This window comes from Novosphingobium sp. ES2-1 (genome assembly GCF_015169775.1).
Classification (GTDB): domain Bacteria; phylum Pseudomonadota; class Alphaproteobacteria; order Sphingomonadales; family Sphingomonadaceae; genus Novosphingobium; species Novosphingobium subterraneum.
Window position 1 is genome coordinate 107,314 of sequence record NZ_CP063449.1, and the last position, 20,782, is coordinate 128,095.

The window sequence follows — 20,782 nt, forward strand, 5'->3', positions numbered from 1 at the left end:
CGGTGAGCCGGTTTGTCATCATCGGCGCCGGGGCAATCGGCAGTTTCCTGAGCACGCGGTTGCACGACGCCGGGCATGAAGTTCTGCTGATCGCCAGAGGAGCGCGTCTCGAGGCCTTGCGAAACATGGGCGTGCTGCTGTCCGAAGGCGGGGCCGAGCGGCAAGTGCGTGTGCCGGTGTCCGCAGCATGCGATCCCGCAACGCCTCCGGATCATGCCATCCTGGCAACCAAGACGTTTCAGATCGAATCCGCGCTCGCCCTGCTCGAACCACTGCGCGGAAGCCGCTTCACGCTGCTGACGGTGCAGAATGGGGTCGAAGCACCCGGCATCGCCCAGGCCGCCCTGCCCCCCGCTGTCGTTGCTTGGCGCACGCATGCACGGCTTCTTCGAGCTGGAAGACGGGATCGTGCGCCACACCGGCGTCCCCGCCACGCTGCTGGCCGGCCCGGTCGCCGATCACGCAACCGACCCGGCTGCCGGACAGGCCTCGGCAAACCTTGCGGGCGACCTTATTTGCCGCTGGGGTCCCCACCACTCTGACAGGCGACATGCGCCCAGCATTGTGGGACAAGTTCCTGATGGCCGGCGACGATCGGCGCGGTGGCCCCGGCGTTCGGCCTGAAGGTCGGTCAGGTGCTGAGCCATCCCCAGGCCAGCGCGCTTTTGCGCGAGGCCATGGCCGAGGTCGAACGGATCGCAACGGCGTTGGGCATCGAATTGCCGCCCGATTGCATAGACGAGAAGCTGGACTTCATCGGCCGCTTTCCACCCGACGTCACCAGTTCGCTGCAGCGCAATCTCGAAGCGGGCAGACCGTCGGAATTCGTCCACCTCAGTGGGGCCATACCCCGCTTCGCGCGACAGGCCGACCTGCCCTGCCCGGCGACAGACGAAATCCTCGCGCGGCTGCGCGCCCGCGGGCTTCAACCTGATTGATCAGACGATATCCCGCTCCATCGCGCGCCTGGCAAACCATGCACCCGCCATGATCACAGCATGCGCGGCCAAGGTCGTCAAGCCGACCCACAAGGCTTCTCCGCTCCAAACGACGCTATAGATGTCCCAGGCGGAGCCGACGAGTTCGGTCAGCACGATCACCGGAACCAGCGCCCAGTAGCGCAACGGATCGCGCGCGCCCCACAACGCCACAAGGCCGATTGCCGCCAGTTGGATGCCAACGATCAACCAGGCATCAAGCAGCAGGCCGAAAGACGGCGTCCCCTGCCCCAGCGCAATACCGGGGTAGATCAGCCGCAGGGCCCCCGCATAGACCGGCGGCCAGAGCAGCACGAGATTGCAGAGATACCAGATCCCCACGGCGATCAGGTAAGTGCGCAGAACCTTCATGGCGGCCTCCTCAGGCGATCGCGAAGATATCCGATGTGGCGCAGGCGATGCGCGCATCCTTGTGCGGCGCATAGTCCGGATCGTTCATGAAGGCGTCGATCGCCTCCATCGAAGGAAACCGGATCACCACGACATAGTCAGGTGCGGCTCCCTCGCCCTCATAACGGACGAACTCGTGCGAACGGCAGACCATTTCCCCGCCGTGGCGTCCGACCAGCGCCGGAACTGCGGCCATATAGCCTGCCACCCAGGTTTCGTCGTGCGATTTGATCGATCCGATGAAATAGGCAGCCATCACTCCGTTTCCTTTGGTCAGCGCCGGGACCGCCAGCTTTCCGGCTAGAGCCCCAGCAAGGTGCTGCGAACAGCTTGCGCAAATCCCGCGGTTGTCCCGTTTCCGCCAAGATCGGGGGTCCTCGCAATATCGGGCGCAATGAGCGCCGTTTCGAGTGCGCGCATCACCAGCGCGGCGGGCTCGGCTTCGCCGAGATGTTCCAGCATCATTGCACCCGACCAAATCTGGCCGATCGGATTGGCGATGCCCTGCCCGGCGATGTCCGGGGCAGACCCGTGGACCGGCTCGAACATCGAAGGGAACCGCCGTTCGGGGTTGAGGTTAGCAGAAGGCGCCACAGCGATGGTGCCAGTGATTCCCGGCCCCAGATCGGAAAGGATATCACCAAACAGGTTCGAACCAACCACAACATTGAACCGTTCGGGCGACATCACAAAGCGTGCGGCGAGAATATCGACATGATACTGATCGGCGGCAACATCGGGGTATTCGGCGCCGATCGCGGCAAAGCGCTCGTCCCAGAACGGCATCGAATGATAGAGTCCATTGGACTTCGTCGCGCTGGTCACATGCCTGCGCCCGCTCCGCCGAGCGAAGTCGAAGGCATAGCGCAAGATGCGGTCGGTGCCCCGGCGGCTGAAGATCGCCTGCTGGACGACGATTTCGTTCTCGCCGGTCCCGGTCCGACCGCCGATCTGGGAATATTCGCCTTCCGAGTTTTCGCGCACCACCCAGAAATCGATGTCGCCGGGAGCCTTGTCGCGCAGGGGCGAAGCGATGCCCGGCAGCAGCCGCACCGGACGCAGATTGACGTACTGCTCGAACTCGCGCCGGATCGGCAGCAGCAGCCCCCACAGCGAGATATGATCGGGTACCCCGGGAAAGCCGACCGCGCCGAGGAACACCGCATCATGATCGCGCAACCGGTCTAGCCCATCATCGGGCATCATCTTGCCGGTTTCGAGGTAGGTCTGGCAGCTCCAGTCGAAGTGCCGGAATTCGAGCACGAAACCGCACTTGGCCGCTGCCGCCGTCAGCACCTCGATTGCGGCAGGCACCACCTCGCGGCCTATTCCATCTCCCGGAATGCTGGCGATGGAATAACGCCTCATGGTCAATCTTTCACTACAGATAGCTGTTCAAAGTCTTGAGCACCCGATAGGCGCTGAGAAAGGCTGGCGCAGGAACCTGCAGTTGCTCCGCTGCCGCCGCGAGCGGCCCCAGGACCTCGTCAACTTCCATCCGCCGGCCCGCCACGAGATCGTCATGCATCGAGGTGCGGACAGGACGGTTTTCCGGCTTGAACCTGGTGCCCATCGCCATGACACCGGACACTGCCTCTTCAAAGCCTTCACGGTCAATCTCGACCAATCTGGATACCGGCGCGAAATAGTTCTGTGGTTCGTAGCCAAGCGCCTTGTAGATCGCCAGCAGATCCTTGACGACGTGGACATAGTGTTCGGCGCCTTCGCGAACCGCCACACCATCCACAAAATCGAGCTTTGGAAGCGCGCCCAGCGTACTGGCGCTCCACGACGATGCTCCACCGACCTGAACCACTTTTTCCCAATGGACATGGACGATATCGGGAGTTGAGCGCGAACCCATGCCCGCAGCGTCGAGCGCTTCGGCCATGATCCGCGTGCGCTCGCTCTCCCCGCCTTCCAGCTCGCCGAAATAGGCGGTGACGGGAACCGCCATGTGATTGAGCGCCTTGCCCGGTTCGAGCAGGGTCGCCCCGTCCATGATCGAGCCGCCGATCACCTTGTCCTTGCCAAACGCGGCCTGGAGTTTGCCTTCCTTGCCCACGCCGTTCTGCAAAGTCAGCGCGCAAGCGGTGCGATCGACCAACACCTGCGCATCGGCCAGCGCCTGATCGGTACCCTTGGCCTTGGTCAGCAGGATGTAATAGTCGATGTCGCCTTCAACCTCCTCGGGCGTTTCGACCGCGAAGAGGTTTTCGCGCTGGACGAATTGCGCCCGCACACCAGAAATACTCAGGCCATCCCGGCGGATCGCCTCGACATGGGGCTTGCGCGCAATCAGCGTGACCTTGTGGCCGCCGCGCGCCAGGAATCCGCCGATGACCGAGCCTAGCCCGCCGGCGCCGTGGAAACAGAAATGCAATTGCTTGGACATGCTTTGGGATTCCCGTTGGTTCGGTTCAGGCAATGCCCAGTTCGACCAGCTTGGCCCTGATCTGCTCTTTCTTTTCCGGCGTCACATCAGCCACCGGCGGCAGGATCGGGCCAGCCTTGAGGCCAATCGCTTCGTACCAGGCCTTCACATTGGCAAGTGCGCTGGCATAGGTCGCGGTGCGGGCGATATCCCACAGGAAGTTGTCGTGATAGAATTCGCGGACTTCGCTGAGCTGATCGGAAGCGGCCCGCGCTTCCTCCCATTTTCCTTCATGCGCCAGGCGGATGTATTCCTTGGCGAAATGGCGCTTCTTGCCGTACAGCATGTAGGACAATTCACCCCAGCAAACGGTGCCGCCAAGACGCAGATCGTCGAGGAAGAAGTATTCGAATGGCTCCATCGTGTTGAAGCCTTCGGGCATTAGCTGGCGGATCTTGATTGTCTCGGCACGGCTCATGGCACCTTGTTTGACGCCGATCACGGTATCGATATCGGCCAGGCGGCGCATCAGGTCCCAGCTCAGCACGGTGCCCGAAACCGGGGTCCGGTAGAGGCAGACGGCCAGATCGGTGTGGTCGGTCAGGAACTTGAACCAGGAATAGATTTCGTCGTCGCGCTTGAGCTGCACAACCGGGTTGATCACCTCAGCCCCGTTATACCCGAGCTTCTCGACGAACTGCATCTTCTCGATCGCGGTATAGACGCTGGGATCGAGCACGATGGTCCACAGATCGAGCCGCCCGGCATTCGCCTCGGCGACGATCTCGTGATAGCGAAACCAGTCTGACGCTGAGACGTTCCAGCATTCGGCGATGAACCCACCGACGGCCAAGCCATCTACGCCCATTTCGACATATTTATCGATGTTGTAGCGGATACCGTCCACATCGAACTTGTAATCGGCGGTCATCGGGGTGATCGGACACTGATAGAAGCCCCTGACGGTCTTCGTTGCCCAGGCCTTGGCGTCCTTACGATCATATTCCATTTGAGGTGCACCTCATCTCGATTTGGTTCAGAATTTCAGCTTGCATCGGCCGTTCATGAAGGCGCCAGCGCCGCCTGGGCCGCAGCCAGTCGGGCAATCGGCACCCGGAAAGGCGATGCGCTGACATAGTCCAACCCGATCTCCTCACAGAAAGCGATCGTGGCCGGATCGCCGCCGTGCTCGCCGCAGATCCCCAGTTTTAGGTCGGGCCGGGTTTCGCGCCCTTTGCGCGATGCCATTTCGATCAGCTTGCCGACCCCTTCGATATCGAGGGTGACGAACGGGTCCTTGGCGATAATGCCTTTTTCCACATAAGCACCCAGGAAACGCGCCGCATCGTCGCGGCTGATCCCCAGCGTAGTCTGGGTCAGATCATTGGTTCCGAACGAGAAGAATTCCCCGCTTGCAGCGATTTCGTCGGCAACCAGGGCTGCCCGCGGCAGCTCGATCATGGTGCCAACGCTAAAGGCGATCCGCTCGCCTTTTTCGGCGAACACGACTTCAGCGACCCTGTACAGGGTATCCTTCAGTGATTCCAGTTCACGCGGCAATCCGACCAGCGGAATCATGATTTCGGGACAGACCGCCATGCCCGCCTCGCCCGCGACTTCGAGCGCCGCCTCGAAAATCGCGCGAGCCTGCATTTCGTATATTTCGGGATAGACCACGCCCAGTCGGCAGCCTCGATGCCCCAGCATGGGGTTGGTTTCCGCCAATTCGATTGCGCGATGCCGAACCTGCTCCACGTCAATACCCATCGCCCGCGAAAGCTCGGTGAACTCGCTATCCGTATGCGGCAGAAACTCGTGCAGCGGCGGATCGAGGAGGCGGATGGTGACTGGCAAGCCTTCCATGATTTCGAAGATCCGGCGGAAGTCGGTGCGCTGTTCGGGCAATAGCTGGTCGAGCGCGGAGCGTCGTTCCTTTTCGCTGTCGGCCAGGATCATCTGCCGCATGGCGAGGATCCGGCTTTCATCGAAGAACATGTGCTCGGTTCGGCAAAGCCCGACCCCTTCGGCCCCGAACCGGCGGGCCATTTCGCAATCGAGCGGGGTTTCCGCGTTGGTCCGAATCTTCAGGCGGCGATGCTTGTCAGCCCATGCCATCACCGTTGCGAAATCGCCCGAAAGTTTGGGCAGGATCGTCGGCAGTTCGCCCAGGAACACTTCGCCGGTCGAACCGTCGATCGTGATGAATGCGCCCTCTTCGAGCCGCTGGCCGCCGATCTCGGCGACCCGCGCGACCGGGTCGATCTTGAGACTCGCGGTGCCCGCCACGCATGGCCGGCCCATACCCCGCGCGACCACGGCCGCGTGGCTGGTCATGCCGCCGCGCGCCGTCAGGATGCCGGTTGCGACGTGCATGCCATGGATGTCGTCAGGCGACGTCTCATGCCTGACGAGGATGACCTTCTCTCCCAATTCGGCCCACCGTGCCGCTGTTTCCGCATCGAATACCACACCTCCCGAGGCTGCCCCGGGCGAGGCAGGCAAACCCTTTCCGAGCAGCACCCGCGGGGCATTCGGATCGAGCGAGGGGTGAAGCAACTGGTCGAGCGAGGCCGGGTCGAGGCGGAGCAGCGCGGTCACTTCGTCGACCAGGCTCTCTTCGACCATGTCGACGGCAATCTTGAGCGCGGCCTTGGCGGTGCGCTTGCCCGAACGGGTCTGAAGGAGGTAGAGCCTGCCGCGTTCGACTGTGAATTCGATGTCCTGCATGTCGCGATAGTGGCGCTCCAGCAGTTCGAACACCTCAGCAAGTTGGGCATAGGCCTTCGGCATCGCTTCCTGCATTGAGGGAAGCCGCGCACCTGCGGCTTCGCGGGCAGCCCTGGTCAGATACTGGGGCGTGCGGATGCCGGCGACAACATCCTCACCCTGGGCGTTGGCCAGCCATTCGCCGTAGTAGGCCTTCTCGCCGGTTGCAGGGTTGCGGGTAAAGGCGACGCCGGTAGCGCTGGTCTCGCCAAGATTTCCGAACACCATGGCCTGGACGTTAACCGCCGTGCCCCAATCTCCGGGGATATCGTTCAGGCGCCGGTAGACCTTGGCTCGCGGTGAGTCCCATGAGCGGAACACCGCCTCGATTGCCGTCCAGAGTTGTTCCTGTACATCCTGGGGAAAGGCCGCGCCGTGATGGGCAAGCACGAGATCCTTGAAGGTCGCGATCAGGCCGCGCAGATCCTCCACTCGAAGATCGATATCCTCATCGACGCCGCGATCTTCCTTGATGCGGTCAAGGGCTGCCTCGAATACGCCATGCTCGATTTCGAGCACGACACTGGAATACATCTGGATGAAGCGGCGATAACTGTCGAGCGCGAACCGCTCATCCCCGGAGGACTGGCCCAGGCCGGTGACGGTAGCATCATTGATGCCAAGGTTGAGGATCGTGTCCATCATCCCCGGCATGGATACCCGCGCGCCCGAACGCACCGAGACCAGCAGGGGATCGCGAGGATTGCCGAACGTCTTGCCCGTCGCCCGTTCGACCAGCCCCAAAGCAGCCGAAACCTCATCGCGGATGCGATCAAGTGAAGCTCTGCCGTGGTCAAGATAAGCGAGGCATTCGCCGGCGGAAATCGTGAATCCAGGCGGGACGGGCAGCCCGATCCGCGCCATCTCGGCGAGGTTGGCCCCTTTCCCGCCCAAGACGCGCTTGTCGAGACCAATCTGACCTGCGACCAGAACGCCGGAACCGAAGGAAAACACACTCGACATTGTTAAATTCCTGAGGTCCAAGTGCAGGTCCAAGGCGGCGCAATTCGATTGGTGCGCCGCCCCAAAAGCGATCTACATTTTGAGAATGGCCTTGATCGCCTTGCCGGTCTTTTCGGTATCCTCGACGGCCTGGTTGATCTGGTCGAGATCATAGAAGGTGCAGAGCTTCTCGAACGGGAACAGCCCGGCCTTCTGCATCGCAATCAGTTGCGGGATGAAGACCTGCGGCGTGCTCGATCCTTCGACTACGCCGCGCAACTTGCGGCCAAACAGCATGTTGTTCATGTCTAGCGAAAATTCGGTGCCCAGCTTCGCCCCGCCGACCACTGCGGTTTCACCCATGTTGTGCGTGCTGTCCACCGCCGAGCGCAGCACCGCTGGAATGGCGGTGGTATCCATGGCATAGTCGGCGCCGCCACCGGTCATCGCGACGATCGCTTCCTGAGCGTTAACCGTGTTGGCGTCGATCACATCGGTGGCGCCCAGTTCACGCGCCAGTTCCAAGCGGCCTGCGTTGCGGTCAACCGCGATGATCTTGAGGCAGCCCGAGGCCTTGGCGGCCATCACGGCGCTGAGGCCGACCGACCCGACCCCGAAGATCGCGATCGAGGAGCCAGGTTCGGGACAAAGCGCATTGAGGATGCTGCCCGCCCCGGTCTGGATGCCGCAGCCCAGTGGGCCCAAAAGTTCGATCTGTGCGTCGTCGGCAACCTTGACGCAGTTGTTTTCCGACGCGATCGAATAGGTCGCGAACGAGGATTGCCCGAAGAAGCAGGCGTTGACTTCTTGGCCGTTGCGGGTGATCGGCGTCGAACCATCCAGGCGGCGGCCCATGAAATTGAGCGGGAACAGGCTCGGACAATAGGCCTGATGGCCCTTGAGGCACGATGGACAGGTGCCGCAATAGCTGAAGGAGAGCACGACCTTGTCGCCTGGCTTGACAGTGGTCACGCCGCGGCCGACCTTTTCGACAACGCCCGAACCTTCATGGCCCAGCACCACCGGCAGCGGCGTCGGGTAATATTGATCGCGAACCGTCAGGTCGGTATGACACATGCCAGCTGCGGCAACCTTGACCAGCACTTCGCCGTCGCGCGGATCCTCGATAGAGACGTTATCCAGAACGAATTCGCCGCCCTGACGCTCGATTATTGCCGCGTATGCGTCCATTTTTGCTCTCCCGTTTGCGATTTCCAGTCGATCGAATTTGCTTATACGAAGAAATAGAGATTCTTGTCCTGCACGACGCGCGCGTCGATATTCAGCTTCCTGCTGAATACCTTGAAGCCGCTGTCAGTTTTCCGCAGCTTGTCTTCGCGTCCCAGCGTGTGCACGTAAACTTCGCTCTGTCGGCGATTGCGGTGCACCAGAACATTAGAGAAGACCTCGAATTCAAACGGTGCAATTTCGAATGCTTCGACATTGGTGACGAAATAGCGGATACGTGATGGCGGATCTTCCATCCATACCTGACCCGTCAGCAACCGGTCGACCCGCTGCTGCAGCTCGGCATAGTCATCGTTGTAGATTGCGGCATCCCCCGGGGTTGGATCCGGGCGGCGGTCACGTGCGAACCGCTGTTCGTAAACTGGCATCCAGTAATGGATATCTTCGGCGATTACAGTATCGAACCATTCGCGATATTGCTGGTTTTGCAACATCCGCACCTCGGCGGAATAGTGACTGACGATGGCATGATGCAGTTCCATGCCTACGGGCTTGCGTGTTTCGGTCATCTTGCGGTCCAGATTGCTGTCGGGATCAGTCTTGCGGCTCGGCTTGCTTCGCCGACAGACGTTCAGGCCAGAAATTACGGTTGGTCCACATTGCATCCCAGGTATCGTCATTGGCCCGGATGGCGGCCCAATCTGGCGCATCGAGCATTTCTTGCCAGAAACGATAAAAGCCTCGATACGAGGTTTCGCCGATGAAGCTGACCCCGACAATTCCTGGATAGACGGGGTGCGGCCCTTCGCGGTCCTTGCCCATGCTCGAATTCATCCGCCCCTTGCGGGTGATGATACCGTTGTTGTTGTAGGTGGCCGACGACATGTTTTCGCCATCGTCGCTTTCGAGCGTTCCCGCCGTACCAAATGAACGGATCGCTTCGCGCTGGATCGACCGCTTAGTTTCGGTGTCGGCATTCTTCGGTACCATGGTATAGGTCCAGACCTCGATTTCATGCGGCCCGCGCGGATGCCAGATCTTGAAGGTGTTGGTTCCGTAGAGGAACGAACAGTTTGGGAAGATCGACGTATTCCAGTGACCGACATAGAGCCGTTCGCGCTCCGGCCCGAATTTTTCGCGAATTCCGCCCCGCGTCTCCTCGAGATATTTGACGTACCCGTCGCGCTTGACGTGGATCGCAGTCGCCGCGTTATCGATCAGGCCAAACCCGTGGCCATGCCGCATGGTGAATTGCAGACCAAGGTCGTCAAACGGCATGTCGGCGCGATTGCCCGACAGGCCAGCCAGCTCGCCCCCGATCATCTGGAGAGCGGCGGCATGCGTCCAGCCCACGTGATACCCATCGCCGACGAAGTTCTCGGTCGGGACTTTCCAATTGCAGGCGAGGGTGCTCTTCAACGGCGGCCCGAGCAGTTCCAGACCACCGTCCGGACCGTCCCAGATCGTATCGAGGTACCAGCAGAAGTCCCCCAAATAGTCCTCAAGCGAGGGCGCTTCGGGATCATGGCAGCCGAAGATGAAGCCCTTGTAAGTTTCGACCCGGATCGGCGCGAGCCCCAGCTTGGATTTGTCGAGATCGCTGTGATAGCACCGCTCTTCCATCGGAACATCGACGAGCGAACCATCCTGACCGAAAACCCAACCATGATAATTGCACACGAACGCCTTGGCGCTGCCGCTGTCGGCATGACAGATCTGGTTGCCGCGGTGAGTGCAGGAATTGATGAACGCCTTCAGCGAACCGTCCGGCTGCCGCGACAAGATGACACGGTCTTCTGCCATGTACGTCGTAATGAAGTCGCCCGGTTTGGGAACTAGCGAATCATGTCCGAGCATGAGCCAGCATCGCGAGAATATCCGCTCCAGCTCCAGCTGATAGACGTCCTGATCCCAGAACACCCGGCGAGACTGGCTCGCGTTGGCATTATCGACGAGTGCCGCCGATCCATTCATCGCATCGCTCCCATGCTTTTTGTTCCGAGTGCTGCATAGTCGATTCGTGCTATACATGCAACGCGATGCACCATATGCAAAACCTACCGTTGGCGCAAGGACGATTCTCAAGCCGCGTTTCTGGGGAGAATTTTAGGTTGCAAGATGCCGACCGCAACACGTCCAGCATCCTGGGTCTTGTGTCCAGGCTCTGGCAATCACCAGCCCTGTTGCTGTGTCTGGCCTCGTTCTTTTGGGCCCTGAATCCGATCGTCGGGCGGGCGGCCAAGGACTTGCTCTCACCCGTGACGCTGGCGTTCTGGCGGTGGGTGGTGGCGCTGGTCTTCGTGCTCCCGTTCGCTTGGCGACACCTCCGCGACGACCTGTCCGCCATTGTCGGCGGCTGGCGGTTCCTTGGGCTCCTCGGGGCCTTAGGAGTGGGGCTGTTTTCCTTTCTCGTCTATCAAAGCTTGCAGTTCACCACCGCGACCAACAATCTTCTATTGCAATCGACCATGCCGGTGATGACCCTGCTCATGCCAGTTGTGCTGTTTCGGGAGAGGGTGCACCCGATCCTTCTCGTTTGCGCACTCCTTTCGATCACCGGAATCGCGTGGATCATGACCAAGGGGCATCCCGACTATCTGCGCTGGGATGCGCTGAACCGAGGCGATCTGCTCGCCATCATTGCGGTTTTTCTCTATTCCGCCTATGCTACCTTCCTGCGCCGCGCACCGGCGATGCACCACCTCAGTTTGCTGGTTGTCCTGTTCGGGGTAGGGATCGCGGCTTTGAGTGTGCCCTATGCCTGGCACCTCTGGTGGGCTGGCCTGACCGTGGCTTCACCCGCGGCGCTCGCATCCCTGCTCTATGTCGGGATATTTCCTTCGCTGCTGTCCTACGCGCTGTTCAATCGCGCGGTCGCCTTGGTCGGCTCGGGCCGTGCGGGGGTCTACATGAACCTGCCATCAGTGTTCGGGGTCCTGATGGCCGTACCACTGCTTGGAGAACGGTTCGCAAAATACCACCTGATCGGTTCGCTGTTGGTGGTTGCATCAATCCTGTTGTCGCGTCGGGTCAAGACATAAGGCCAATGAAGTTCTGGAGCCGACAGAGCCAGATCTGCCTCCTGGTTGCCGGTCAGTCTTCTTTAGTGGCCCATCGTAATGCCGCCTGATTTCGACGGTCGTGGGGCAAGCCAGATCAGGGCGGCGGCAAAAAGCAGAACGGCTGTGGTCGCCCAGAAGGTATGAATAAGCGCCAGCGTTGTCGCCTCCAGCTCAACCATGTTGCTGAGCACTTGCCTTATCTGTTCAGAAGGGAAGCCGAGGCTGGAAAGGCTTGCCTGCGCCGCTTCCGGCTGCAGGACCGCCACCGCATCGCTGCGCGCGATGCGCTGAGTATCACCCCAATAAGACAGAGTGATGGAAGTCGCTACGGCGGTGGCGATGGTTCGCATGAAGCTTTGCAGGCCGGCGGCCGATGCCACCTCGTTTTCCTTAACCGTATTGAGCGTCAGGGTCATGAGAGGAAGCATCATGAAGGGAGTGCCCAGCCCCTGAACGAACTGCGGAATGCTGAGGGTCCAGAAATCGGAGTCTGTTGTCCAGGTTGTGCGCACGAGCGTCATCGCCGCAATCCAGGTAACGCCGCACGAAACAAGGAAACGCAGGTCGAGGCGGCTCATCAGGAAAGCCACCAGCGGAACGGTGATCAGTCCGCCCATGGCCGAAAACGAAGAGGACAAGCCGGCTGCTGTCGCAGGAAATCCGAGCCAGGCTTGCTGCCACTGGGGGACAACGACAAACGCCGCGAAGTATCCGGCAAATGCGAGCGACAGAACAGTCAGGCTGACGCTGAAGCCACGGTGCCGCAGAACTCGCAAATCGACGATCGGGTGATCCTCGCCCAACTCCCAGATAATGAAAACGATAAAACCCACAGCAGAGGTGATCGTTAGCGCCACGATCATCGGGTCGGCGAACCAGTCGTGGTTACGGCCAAGGTCAAGCACGATCTGGAGGCAGCCGACCCAAAGCACCAGCAAGGCAAGGCCGACATAGTCGATCGGCAGGATCTGCCGCTCGGTCTCGATCGGCCTGAGCAGCGCGAAACCAACCACGATGCACAGGATGGCGACGGGCACATTGATCAGGAATATCCAATGCCAGGAATAATTTTCTGTGAGATAGCCACCGATCATCGGACCAAGAGCAGGTCCCATCAGCAGTGTAACAGCCCATAGTCCCATCGCCATATTGCGCTTCTCGGGCGGGAACACGCTGAGCAGCAAGGTTTGCGACATGGGCATCAGGAAGGCGCCGAAAATTCCCTGTCCGATACGACTGGCGACCAGCATGCCCATCGTGACTGAGATCCCGCACAGGAATGAGCAGATCCCGAACCCGACCATGCTGAACAGGAAGGTGCGTACCGATCCGAAGCGTCCGGCGACCCATCCGGTCAAGGGAACGCAGATCGCCTCGGCGACCGCGTAGGAGGTGATGACCCATGCGCCTTGTTCAAGCGTGATGCCCAGATTGCCCGCGATATGCGGGATCGAGACATTGGCGATGCTCAGGTCGAGAATGACCATGAAATTGGCAAGGGCAAGCACGAGCCCGGCAACAAGCTGCCGGGACGGGGCTATTCCTGCGCCTGATGAAGCGGTCTCGCTCATCTGGTTTCACTCACCGGAAACATCGATCTCGACTTCCATCGACAGCCCGACGCGCAACGGGTGCTTGCGCAGTTCGGCAGGATCAAGCTCGATCCGCACCGGCAGGCGCTGGACAGTCTTGATCCAGTTGCCGGTGGCGTTCTGGGCGGGGATGATTGCCATCGACGATCCCGTACCGCCGGCCAGCCCGGTGACCTTGCCGTGGTAGACGACATCGCCGCCATAAAGATCCGACTTGAGGGTTACAGCCATGCCAGGACGGACACGGCCGAGTTGGCCTTCCTTGAAGTTGGCATCGACGTAGAGCTTGTCGATCGGGACGATGGTCATGATAGTCTGACCGGGGCTCAGGCGCTGTCCCACCTGAATCTGCAGGCGGCTCACCACCCCGGAAACCGGCGCGCGAATTTCGGTACGCTGGAGGTCGAGCAAGGCGGCATCGAGCCGGGCCTTGGCCGCCTGAACCGCTGGGTCGGTATCTACGCTGGAGCCGCGCACCAGGGCGTCGTTGGCGGCAAGTTGCCCTTGCGCGACCCGTCGGGCCGAAGTGACTTCGGAGATGCCCCCGCGGGCCGCCTCGAGCGCCGCGTTGGCGGAGGCGTAGGCCTTGCGCGCCTGGGTCAGTTCCTCACCCGAGATCGCGCCGCTGGCAATGACGGCCTCACGGCGCCGCAAGTCGATCCGCGCCTTGTCGAACTCGGACTCTGCAGTGCGAAGTCGCGCCCGGGCCTGTACGAGACCGGCGCTTGAGGTGTCGATCTGGGCCGACAGCGCGCTGTTGGTCGCGACAGCCTGCCCGAATTTGCGGCGGGCGGCGGCAAGATCGGCTTCGGCCTGCGCGACGGCGATTTTGGCGTTGGCCTGGTCGAGCCGGACCAGGACATCACCCGCCTTCACCTGCTGCGTATCTTCGACCAGCACCTCGATGGCCGATCCAGCAATCAGCGGCGTGACCTGCGCCATTCGCGCATTTACGTAGGCGTTGTCGGTGCTGACATAGTTGCGGGCGACCAGCACGTACCAGGCACCCCATGCGAGAGCCACCACTGCGAGCACGATGGCCAGGCGCTTGAGCCACATCGTCCGGCGTGCCTTGCGAAAGGCGGACAGTTCCGGATCGACTTCGGCAGCTTGTGTCGCAGTATCGCTCATTGCTCGGTCTGTCCTGATGGTTGGGTAGTGCCCGCGTCGAACCCGCCGCCCAGTGCACGGATCATCGCCAGCGTCGCGCCGCGTTCGTATGTCTCAAGGCCGATGACCGCGACGCGTAGGTCCTGCACACCGCGTTCGCTGGCGAGGACGTCGAGGTAACTGGCAAGCCCGGCCTCGTAGCGTGTGCGCACCAGACCTAGCGCTTCCTCGCTTGCGGCCAGCGCCGTGCGGGTTGCGCCAAGCCGCTTGTCCGCTGCGTCGCGCTGGGTCACCGCGTCGGCAGCCTGCTGGTACGCGGTGACAACGGTCTGGTTGTAGTTTGCGACGGCCTCGTCATAGGCGGCCTCGGCACTGCCATATTGCGCTTTGAGCGCGCCGCCCTGAAAGATCGGCAGGCTGATGGCCGGACCGACGCTTCCGAACAAGGAGCCGGAAGCGACGAGATTGCCGAGACCGAGCGCCTGAAGGCCAAACAGCGCCCTGAGGTTGATCGACGGGAAGAACCCGGCCCGCGCCACTTTGACGCGGCTCGCCGCCGCTTCCACGCGCTCGCGCGCGGCGACGATATCGGGCCGCCTGCCAAGCAGGTCGGTGGTGACACCGGCGGGAACCCCGCCGGGTGTCGAGGGTGCAAGCGGCAGACGGGTAATCGACGTTCCCCGATCCGGGCCAGCACCCAGGAGCGCGGCAAGCTGGTTGCGGCGGATGCCGATGTTCTCATCGACGGCTGCCAGATCCTGCTCCGCCAAGGCAACTTCGGCATCGGCGCGGCGCAGGCTGGCGAGGTTGTCGAGCCCGTTGCGTTGGCGCTGGGCGACAAGATCGCGCATCAAGCGGCGGTTGGCGAGCGTGGCCGCTGCGTTGTCGCGCTCGCGGTAATGGCGCCCGAGCTCTGCGTAGGCGGCGGTTATCGCGACCGACAGCACGAGGCGAGCCTGCGCCGCATCGACCATCGCCGCGCGGGCCTCCGATGTCGCGGCAGCATAGGCCGCGCGGTTGCGACCCCACAGGTCGAGGTCGAAGCCGAAGCTCAGCGAGGTCTGTCCATAGTCCTGCCACCCATCGGGAAGGAACTGTGCGGGGATGCCGTTGTTGCCGCTCTGGCGGCGCAGACCGCCCTCAGCTTCCCGCCCCAATCGTTGGCAACCGCGCGGCCCCGACGCGCTGCGCCTCGGCTTCCGCGCGCCTGACCCGCGCCACCGCCACCGCAACCTGCGGTGCATTGGAAAGGCCCTCCTCGATCAGCGCAGTCAGTTGCGGATCGCCCGCCAGACGCCACCATTGGTCTGGCGGCCAGGTCGTATTGCCGCGCGCGGCCAACGTCTGCGCAGCCTCGATTGTGTCGGCGGTTTCCATGACCGGACGAACTCCGGCGTCGGGAACCGCAACGCAACCCGCCAGCGCAAGTACTGCCAAGGCTCCCGGAGCAGCTAAGAGCTTAGCCGACATAGGCACCCCGTCCGCTGGCCAGCAGCCTGCCCCCGGCATCTTCGATCCGGGTTTCGGCAACGCTCAATTGCTTGCCCAGCTTGACCACCCGCCCGATCGCGCGCAGCGGCCCCGAAGTGGCGGGTCGGTGGAAATCGACCAGCATGTCAGCCGTCGCGCGCGCCGATCCGCCGAGCGCGGTTGATGGTGCAAAGCCCGGTCAGGTCGATCAGCGCCGAGAGGACACCGCCATGGGCCGATCCGATCATCGGGTTGGAGACGATTTTCCTCGCGCCACGGCCATCTCGAGGATCAGCGCCTCGTCTGTCAGTTCGGCGATATCCAGCCCCAGCCATTGGTGGAACGGCGCGATGAGCAGCATCGCACGGAGCTGTTCGAGGTCGACCTTCGCTGCAGGTTCACTCATGCCGCGATCTCCGTTCCGTGTGTCCGCATCAGGAAGTCGAGGATCGCATCGCCAAAGGCGTCGTTCTGGTCGCCGACCACCATATGCGTCGCATCGGCGATGTCCGCTGTAAGCGGCGTGGGGAACCAGCGCGCGGAAATGCGCGACGGCTTCGGGCGAGACCAGATCGCTCGATCCGCCCCGGATCAGGTGGACCGGCAGCGCAAGCCGCGCAGCGGCTTCGCCCAGTTCGCCGCGTCCATAGTCGCTGCCATCGCCGCGCTCGGCGTTGCGGCGCATGATGCCATCGATGAAGGCGGGATCCCAATGCCAGTAGTAAGCGTCCGTCCGGCTTCAACCGCAGGTAATGGGCGAGACCGGACGACGCCTTGCGGCTTGGGCGATGGGGGAGATATTCGGAGATCACCCGCGCCGCCTCGTCGGGCGAGGCAAAGCCTTCGCGCGCGTGCGCCGCCATGGAAACCTACCACGCGCGTTACGCCGCCCGCCTCCATTTGCGGGGTGATGTCCACAAGGGTCAGCGAGGCGAAGCTGCCGGGGGCGACCTCACCTTCGGCCATGATCCCGGCCAGCCCGCCAAGCGATGCTCCGATCAGCGCGGGTTTGCGGTCGAGCGAGACCCGGCGATGGCGACCAGATCGCCAGCGAAATCCACGATGTCATAGGCACCGTCATCGGCCCAGGCGCTGGTCGCCATGACCGCGCAGGTCCAGCGCGATGGCGCGGAACCCATGTCTGGCCAGCATCGGCCGTCACCTGCTTCCACGCCCGCTTGGTCTGCCCTCCACCGTGGGCGAGAAGTACCGGAAATCCTTGCTCAGGTCCTTCGGTGAGTGCGGCTATGGCATGACCGGAATGGCCGGAGAGTGTGACGTGCGGATTCGACATGCTTATATCTTACTATAAGATATTTTACAGTAAAGACTGTCCTTTTGAGCAATCGAAGGCTATGAGCGACGACCATGGCGAAGACGTCCGACGAGCAAAGCTACCTTACCGAAGCCGATGGGCTCGTGTTCCTGATCGAGGAGGTGCCGCGCAAGCTCCGCCGCGTGTTCGAATGCATCGACCGCGAAGTTCGGGCTAACCCGCACCCAATGGCGCGCACTCGCCTATATCTTCAGGACACCCGGTCTGACCCAGACCGAACTCGCCAAATGCCTGGAGCTGGAGCGTGCAAGCGTTGGCCATGTCATAGACCAGCTCGAAAAGGCGGACTATGTCGAGCGCCGCGCTGTCGAAGGCAATCGCCGGGTGTGGACCTTGCATCTGCGCCCAAAAGCCATCGGCATCCTGCCCGCGCTTAGGGCGGAAGCCGATGTGGTCTACGAACGGTTGCTCGCTGGCATATCGGCTAATGACATTGCCACCTTCAAGCGACTCCTGGCCAGTATGTCCGCCAATCTGTAGTCTTGGCACCGATCGCGTCTATCACAACTCGCGAGACAGTGATCAGCCATCGATTGTCAACCGAACAGAGGATTTGCCCTTCCCTGTTGCCTTGGGGCTTTTCGTGGGATTTGTCCTGCCGATCGGGCAGATTGTCGTCGCGGACCTTCTCGCTGCTTCTGCTCGCGGGAACCCCTCGTTGCAGCGCTGGCGACGCTGGTCATAAATCCGTTCACCTTTCCGCCGATCTACTATGCCGCGTTTCGCGTAGGCAACCATTTCCTTGGCTCATCTGGCGGGACCGGCGCAATGCCTGCAGCGGTGAATGACCTGTCGACATCGATGCTCAGCATGGTGATGGGGACCACGCTGCCCATAATCGCCGGTCTCCTCCTGTTTGCGACCGTTTCGGCCGCTGTCGGCTTTGGCGCGGTTCACCTCGCATGGCGGCCGCCGCTGGCGCGCCAATGGCGGTCTCGCCTCCTCCTCAGGCAAGCCGATCACCAATCTCGTAACGATGCATAATCAGGCCACCGACAGTGTCGCGTGATCTCTATTATGACCTTTTTAGGTGCCGCTGGCGCCGAGCTGCGGTAAACAATACATGCTCACGGAGAAAATCGTCCCGGACTCGTTGCCACCCTGCCGAAGCAACGATCAACTCAATTCGATGGTCGGCCTTAGTCTCCCCGGATCCCTTCAGCGAGTGGCGGCCGACCATCGAACTTTGGTCTGGATGGACAACACCCCCGGGGAGAATTGACCATGCGCTGGAGTGGGCCCTTGGGGTCGGCCAGAAGTCAGGCGGGCAATGGCGCAAATGCGAAGACCCCAGCACGGCAGGCTATACGCCGGGAGCGATCGAGCAGATGAAGGACCTCAACGGCGACGGACGCCCGGAGGCAGTCATCACCGAGGGAAGCACCTTCTGTTTCGGGATCACGGGGGTCGTTTTCAATATCGTCAGCAAGCAAGCCAATGGGTCCTGGAGGCTGGTCGCATCGCGCACCGGTATCGCGACATTCCTGGCAACCAAAGGCGCCGGAGGCTGGCCTGACGTCGAAATTGGTGGCCCCGGCATGTGTTTCCCAGTCGAGCGCTGGAATGGGCGCGAATACGTAATTCATCGCCGACAATATGAGGGGCGGCCCTGCCGCCGTTGATACCATCGATCGATCGCCAAAAATGTCGGACCTCTGACAATTGAACCAAATGCGTGATCCAGACCACCTTACCTGCATGATGCATGGTTCGCACGAGAACAGGCCTGATCGCGAAGAGGAAGTTCGCATCGCGCAACGCGCGATTGACGGCTGCCACACGTCCTTCGAAAGACTGGCGCGGCAGTGGCACCCCAAACTGGTTGCGCACGCCTGCCGTCTGCTTGGCCACCGTGAACAAGCCAGGGACGCAGCACAATCCGCGTGGGTCAAGATCGCAAAAGGTATCCGAACCCTGCGCGATGCGCGTGCGTTCCCGGCGTGGTCGTATCGGATCGTGACGCGACGCTGCGCCAGTCTCATCGCGAGCAATCAAACGGACCGCGCTCTTGCCTCCAATCTGCGGGATGATGCGGTCACGTGCGCAGGCACCGAGCAAGAACCTCCGTAATTGTCTCAACTTATCGGAATCTTCTCGGGCCGCACCGGTTGGGTAAGCATGATGATGATGACCGCGCAACTCGTCCTCTTCGGTGCCGGTGTCTGGGCCGCAATTGGTTTCTTCGCCGCTGCCGATGCCCTTACTGCTGTGAAGTGGGGAATCCCTGCCGCGGTGCTCCTCATCATGTCCTTGATGATCAAGCTCGCGCTGTGGGCCCGTCATCCACGTGAACAGGATGCTCGCACAGCTCCACCGGCTCGAACTCTCGGTTTTGCGCGACACAGGCCACTCTTGAATCGCCCGGTAGTATGGCAAGGATTAAGCAACGAGATGCAAGGCTCGCGCTTGCGAGATGACTCGACGAACGCTCTCGGGTGTCCAGCAAAGGCCATCTCGGGGTGTCGGTTCCCTCAAGTCCCGAGAAAGCCAAGTGGCGATGTCGCGCAGAGTTGCATCGGGATGTGTGTTGAGACGGTCGGCAACAAGGCGGGCCACCCGTGTATCGGGCGGCAATCGCGGTGACTTCTGCAGAATCGCGGGGTTGGCAACGCTTGCACGCACCAAATTACGGCACGCCTTAACCAGAGTTCGCTCGCTGAACGAACGGACCGGTGGCGTGATCGCCAGCACCTGACGCAGAACCAATGCCCATGGCAAATGTGGGCGGAGGCGTTCGACTGTCGGCAGCCAGCGATGCCTGCCATCAAGCAGTTCGTTCAGATGTCGCTCGTTGTGGCTGACGCGAATATTCGAGATCGCCACGGGATCACGTTCCCGCATTCTCGGGTTGCCAGGCTTCGCTCCCCTGGCGACGGCAGCCTTGATGCCTGCCCGCGTCCGTTCCCGGATAAGGGCTCGTTCAAACTCGGCAAACGCACCAAGCATCTGGGTCATAAGCATGCCCTGCGCGCTCGACGTGTCGATCGGGTCGTGGATCGAACGGAAGTATGCGCCCTTTCCTCGCAGGGTCTCGACGATCTCCAGCAGATGCGACAGCGAACGAGCCAAGCGGTCAATCCTTACGACCAGCAGGGTATCGCCCTGCCCCGCCCGTCCGAGTGCACGTGCTAAGTTTGGACGTTCCTTGCTGGCACCGCTCGCCTTGTCCTCGAAGATCTCCACGCAACCTTGCACGCGCAAGGCATCCTGCTGGGCGACCGTATCCTGCTCATCCGTGGAAACGCGGGCGTAGCCGATCAATGCTATTTGTCACATTCCATTTAATGGTCCCATCAGAACGGTTGCCCCCGTTAGATATAATCTTCTGTCGCTCTTGGCTAGTGCCGAGCAACCACGTGATTCCGCGGCTTTCCGCCGGTATTGGGACCAACGAGCAGGGAAAATCACGCCGGCGCAGGTATCCGTGATGGGCCGTTATCGGACAGTGGAAGGGGCCAGAATAAGGCCTCAATGCAGAGTATACTTTTCGATCCATTCCTATATTATTGGCAGTGATGGCACCCTCCCCTCCCCCGTGGCAACTGGCGCTCGCA

At 61.6% G+C, this 20,782-nt stretch carries 23 protein-coding genes and 2 pseudogenes; 8 read left to right on the forward strand and 17 right to left on the reverse strand.

The window, feature by feature from the left end; genetic code table 11:
- Window positions 1–2 precede the first annotated feature (2 nt).
- Complete coding sequence (locus tag IM701_RS22035) at window positions 3–542, forward strand: 2-dehydropantoate 2-reductase (RefSeq protein WP_230487999.1); 540 nt, start codon at window positions 3–5, stop codon at window positions 540–542.
- A 60-nt stretch (window positions 543–602) separates the two neighbouring features.
- On the forward strand, window positions 603–938 hold the full coding sequence (locus IM701_RS22040) for a ketopantoate reductase C-terminal domain-containing protein (RefSeq protein WP_230488000.1): 336 nt from the start codon (window positions 603–605) through the stop codon (window positions 936–938).
- Here the strand turns inward: IM701_RS22040 and IM701_RS21165 are convergent, their stop codons facing one another.
- The 9 genes from IM701_RS21165 to IM701_RS21205 form a co-directional block, all read right to left on the reverse strand.
- Complete coding sequence (locus IM701_RS21165) at window positions 939–1,349, reverse strand: BphX family protein (protein ID WP_008828093.1); 411 nt, start codon at window positions 1,347–1,349, stop codon at window positions 939–941. It lies immediately after the preceding gene.
- Between the two features lie 10 nt (window positions 1,350–1,359).
- Window positions 1,360–1,644 carry a DUF1330 domain-containing protein gene (locus tag IM701_RS21170; RefSeq protein ID WP_008828092.1) on the reverse strand — a complete coding sequence of 95 codons (285 nt, stop codon included), beginning with the start codon at window positions 1,642–1,644 and terminating at the stop codon, window positions 1,360–1,362.
- 44 nt (window positions 1,645–1,688) lie between these two features.
- Window positions 1,689–2,756, reverse strand: coding sequence for a tartrate dehydrogenase (locus IM701_RS21175; protein WP_010890874.1), 1,068 nt, complete (start codon window positions 2,754–2,756; stop codon window positions 1,689–1,691).
- Window positions 2,757–2,769: 13 nt separating this feature from the next.
- Window positions 2,770–3,783, reverse strand: coding sequence for a ketopantoate reductase family protein (locus IM701_RS21180; protein ID WP_010890875.1), 1,014 nt, complete (start codon window positions 3,781–3,783; stop codon window positions 2,770–2,772).
- A gap of 25 nt (window positions 3,784–3,808) precedes the next feature.
- A complete protein-coding gene (locus tag IM701_RS21185; RefSeq protein ID WP_010890876.1) occupies window positions 3,809–4,771 on the reverse strand; it encodes a dihydrodipicolinate synthase family protein in 963 nt (320 codons plus the stop codon).
- Window positions 4,772–4,824: 53 nt separating this feature from the next.
- Entirely contained in the window at window positions 4,825–7,491 is a 2,667-nt protein-coding gene (gene ppdK / locus IM701_RS21190) for a pyruvate, phosphate dikinase (RefSeq protein ID WP_193829265.1), read from the reverse strand.
- Between the two features lie 72 nt (window positions 7,492–7,563).
- Window positions 7,564–8,661, reverse strand: a complete 1,098-nt coding sequence (locus tag IM701_RS21195; RefSeq protein WP_193829260.1) for an NAD(P)-dependent alcohol dehydrogenase — start codon at window positions 8,659–8,661, stop codon at window positions 7,564–7,566.
- A 41-nt stretch (window positions 8,662–8,702) separates the two neighbouring features.
- Window positions 8,703–9,227, reverse strand: a complete 525-nt coding sequence (locus tag IM701_RS21200) for an aromatic-ring-hydroxylating dioxygenase subunit beta (protein WP_066762449.1) — start codon at window positions 9,225–9,227, stop codon at window positions 8,703–8,705.
- A gap of 25 nt (window positions 9,228–9,252) precedes the next feature.
- Window positions 9,253–10,632, reverse strand: a complete 1,380-nt coding sequence (locus IM701_RS21205; protein WP_011906634.1) for an aromatic ring-hydroxylating dioxygenase subunit alpha — start codon at window positions 10,630–10,632, stop codon at window positions 9,253–9,255.
- Between the two features lie 137 nt (window positions 10,633–10,769).
- Here IM701_RS21205 and IM701_RS21210 point away from each other — a divergent pair, with 137 nt between their 5' ends.
- On the forward strand, window positions 10,770–11,699 hold the full coding sequence (locus tag IM701_RS21210; RefSeq protein ID WP_010890881.1) for a DMT family transporter: 930 nt from the start codon (window positions 10,770–10,772) through the stop codon (window positions 11,697–11,699).
- 62 nt (window positions 11,700–11,761) lie between these two features.
- Here the strand turns inward: IM701_RS21210 and IM701_RS21215 are convergent, their stop codons facing one another.
- From IM701_RS21215 to IM701_RS21235, 7 genes and pseudogenes are all read right to left on the reverse strand, one after another.
- Complete coding sequence (locus IM701_RS21215) at window positions 11,762–13,291, reverse strand: DHA2 family efflux MFS transporter permease subunit (RefSeq protein WP_010890882.1); 1,530 nt, start codon at window positions 13,289–13,291, stop codon at window positions 11,762–11,764.
- Between the two features lie 6 nt (window positions 13,292–13,297).
- The gene (locus IM701_RS21220) at window positions 13,298–14,443 is read right to left on the reverse strand and encodes an EmrA/EmrK family multidrug efflux transporter periplasmic adaptor subunit (RefSeq protein ID WP_010890883.1); all 1,146 of its coding nucleotides are present in this window, start codon (window positions 14,441–14,443) and stop codon (window positions 13,298–13,300) included.
- Window positions 14,440–15,579 (reverse strand): efflux transporter outer membrane subunit, encoded by a 1,140-nt coding sequence (locus IM701_RS21225; RefSeq protein WP_370584393.1) that lies wholly within the window; start codon window positions 15,577–15,579, stop codon window positions 14,440–14,442. Before IM701_RS21225 ends, IM701_RS21220 begins: the two co-directional genes overlap by 4 nt.
- Complete coding sequence (locus IM701_RS22325) at window positions 15,563–15,799, reverse strand: hypothetical protein (protein ID WP_370584394.1); 237 nt, start codon at window positions 15,797–15,799, stop codon at window positions 15,563–15,565. The genes IM701_RS21225 and IM701_RS22325 overlap by 17 nt, the downstream gene beginning before the upstream one ends.
- 82 nt (window positions 15,800–15,881) lie before the next feature.
- A complete protein-coding gene (locus tag IM701_RS22045; RefSeq protein WP_230487979.1) occupies window positions 15,882–16,037 on the reverse strand; it encodes a hotdog fold thioesterase in 156 nt (51 codons plus the stop codon).
- Between the two features lie 99 nt (window positions 16,038–16,136).
- On the reverse strand, window positions 16,137–16,298 hold the full coding sequence (locus IM701_RS22050; RefSeq protein ID WP_230487980.1) for a hypothetical protein: 162 nt from the start codon (window positions 16,296–16,298) through the stop codon (window positions 16,137–16,139).
- Window positions 16,295–17,186, reverse strand: a pseudogene (locus tag IM701_RS21235) (alpha/beta fold hydrolase). Before IM701_RS21235 ends, IM701_RS22050 begins: the two are co-directional and overlap by 4 nt.
- Window positions 17,187–17,432: 246 nt before the next feature.
- Between IM701_RS21235 and IM701_RS22055 the strand changes: the two are divergent.
- The 5 genes and pseudogenes from IM701_RS22055 to IM701_RS22335 form a co-directional block, all read left to right on the forward strand.
- On the forward strand, window positions 17,433–17,708 hold the full coding sequence (locus tag IM701_RS22055; protein WP_230488005.1) for a MarR family transcriptional regulator: 276 nt from the start codon (window positions 17,433–17,435) through the stop codon (window positions 17,706–17,708).
- A gap of 225 nt (window positions 17,709–17,933) precedes the next feature.
- Window positions 17,934–18,212: a DUF2062 domain-containing protein gene (locus IM701_RS22330; protein WP_370584398.1), complete on the forward strand. Its 279-nt coding sequence runs from the start codon at window positions 17,934–17,936 to the stop codon at window positions 18,210–18,212.
- A 344-nt stretch (window positions 18,213–18,556) separates the two neighbouring features.
- Entirely contained in the window at window positions 18,557–18,850 is a 294-nt protein-coding gene (locus IM701_RS21250; protein ID WP_011906631.1) for a hypothetical protein, read from the forward strand.
- A gap of 79 nt (window positions 18,851–18,929) precedes the next feature.
- Window positions 18,930–19,298, forward strand: a complete 369-nt coding sequence (locus IM701_RS21255) for an RNA polymerase sigma factor (protein ID WP_143004974.1) — start codon at window positions 18,930–18,932, stop codon at window positions 19,296–19,298.
- 57 nt (window positions 19,299–19,355) lie between these two features.
- Window positions 19,356–19,448, forward strand: a pseudogene (locus IM701_RS22335) (hypothetical protein); the annotation flags it as partial.
- 159 nt (window positions 19,449–19,607) lie between these two features.
- Here the strand turns inward: IM701_RS22335 and IM701_RS21260 are convergent.
- Window positions 19,608–20,495, reverse strand: a complete 888-nt coding sequence (locus IM701_RS21260) for a recombinase family protein (protein ID WP_039336903.1) — start codon at window positions 20,493–20,495, stop codon at window positions 19,608–19,610.
- Window positions 20,496–20,782: the final 287 nt, after the last annotated feature.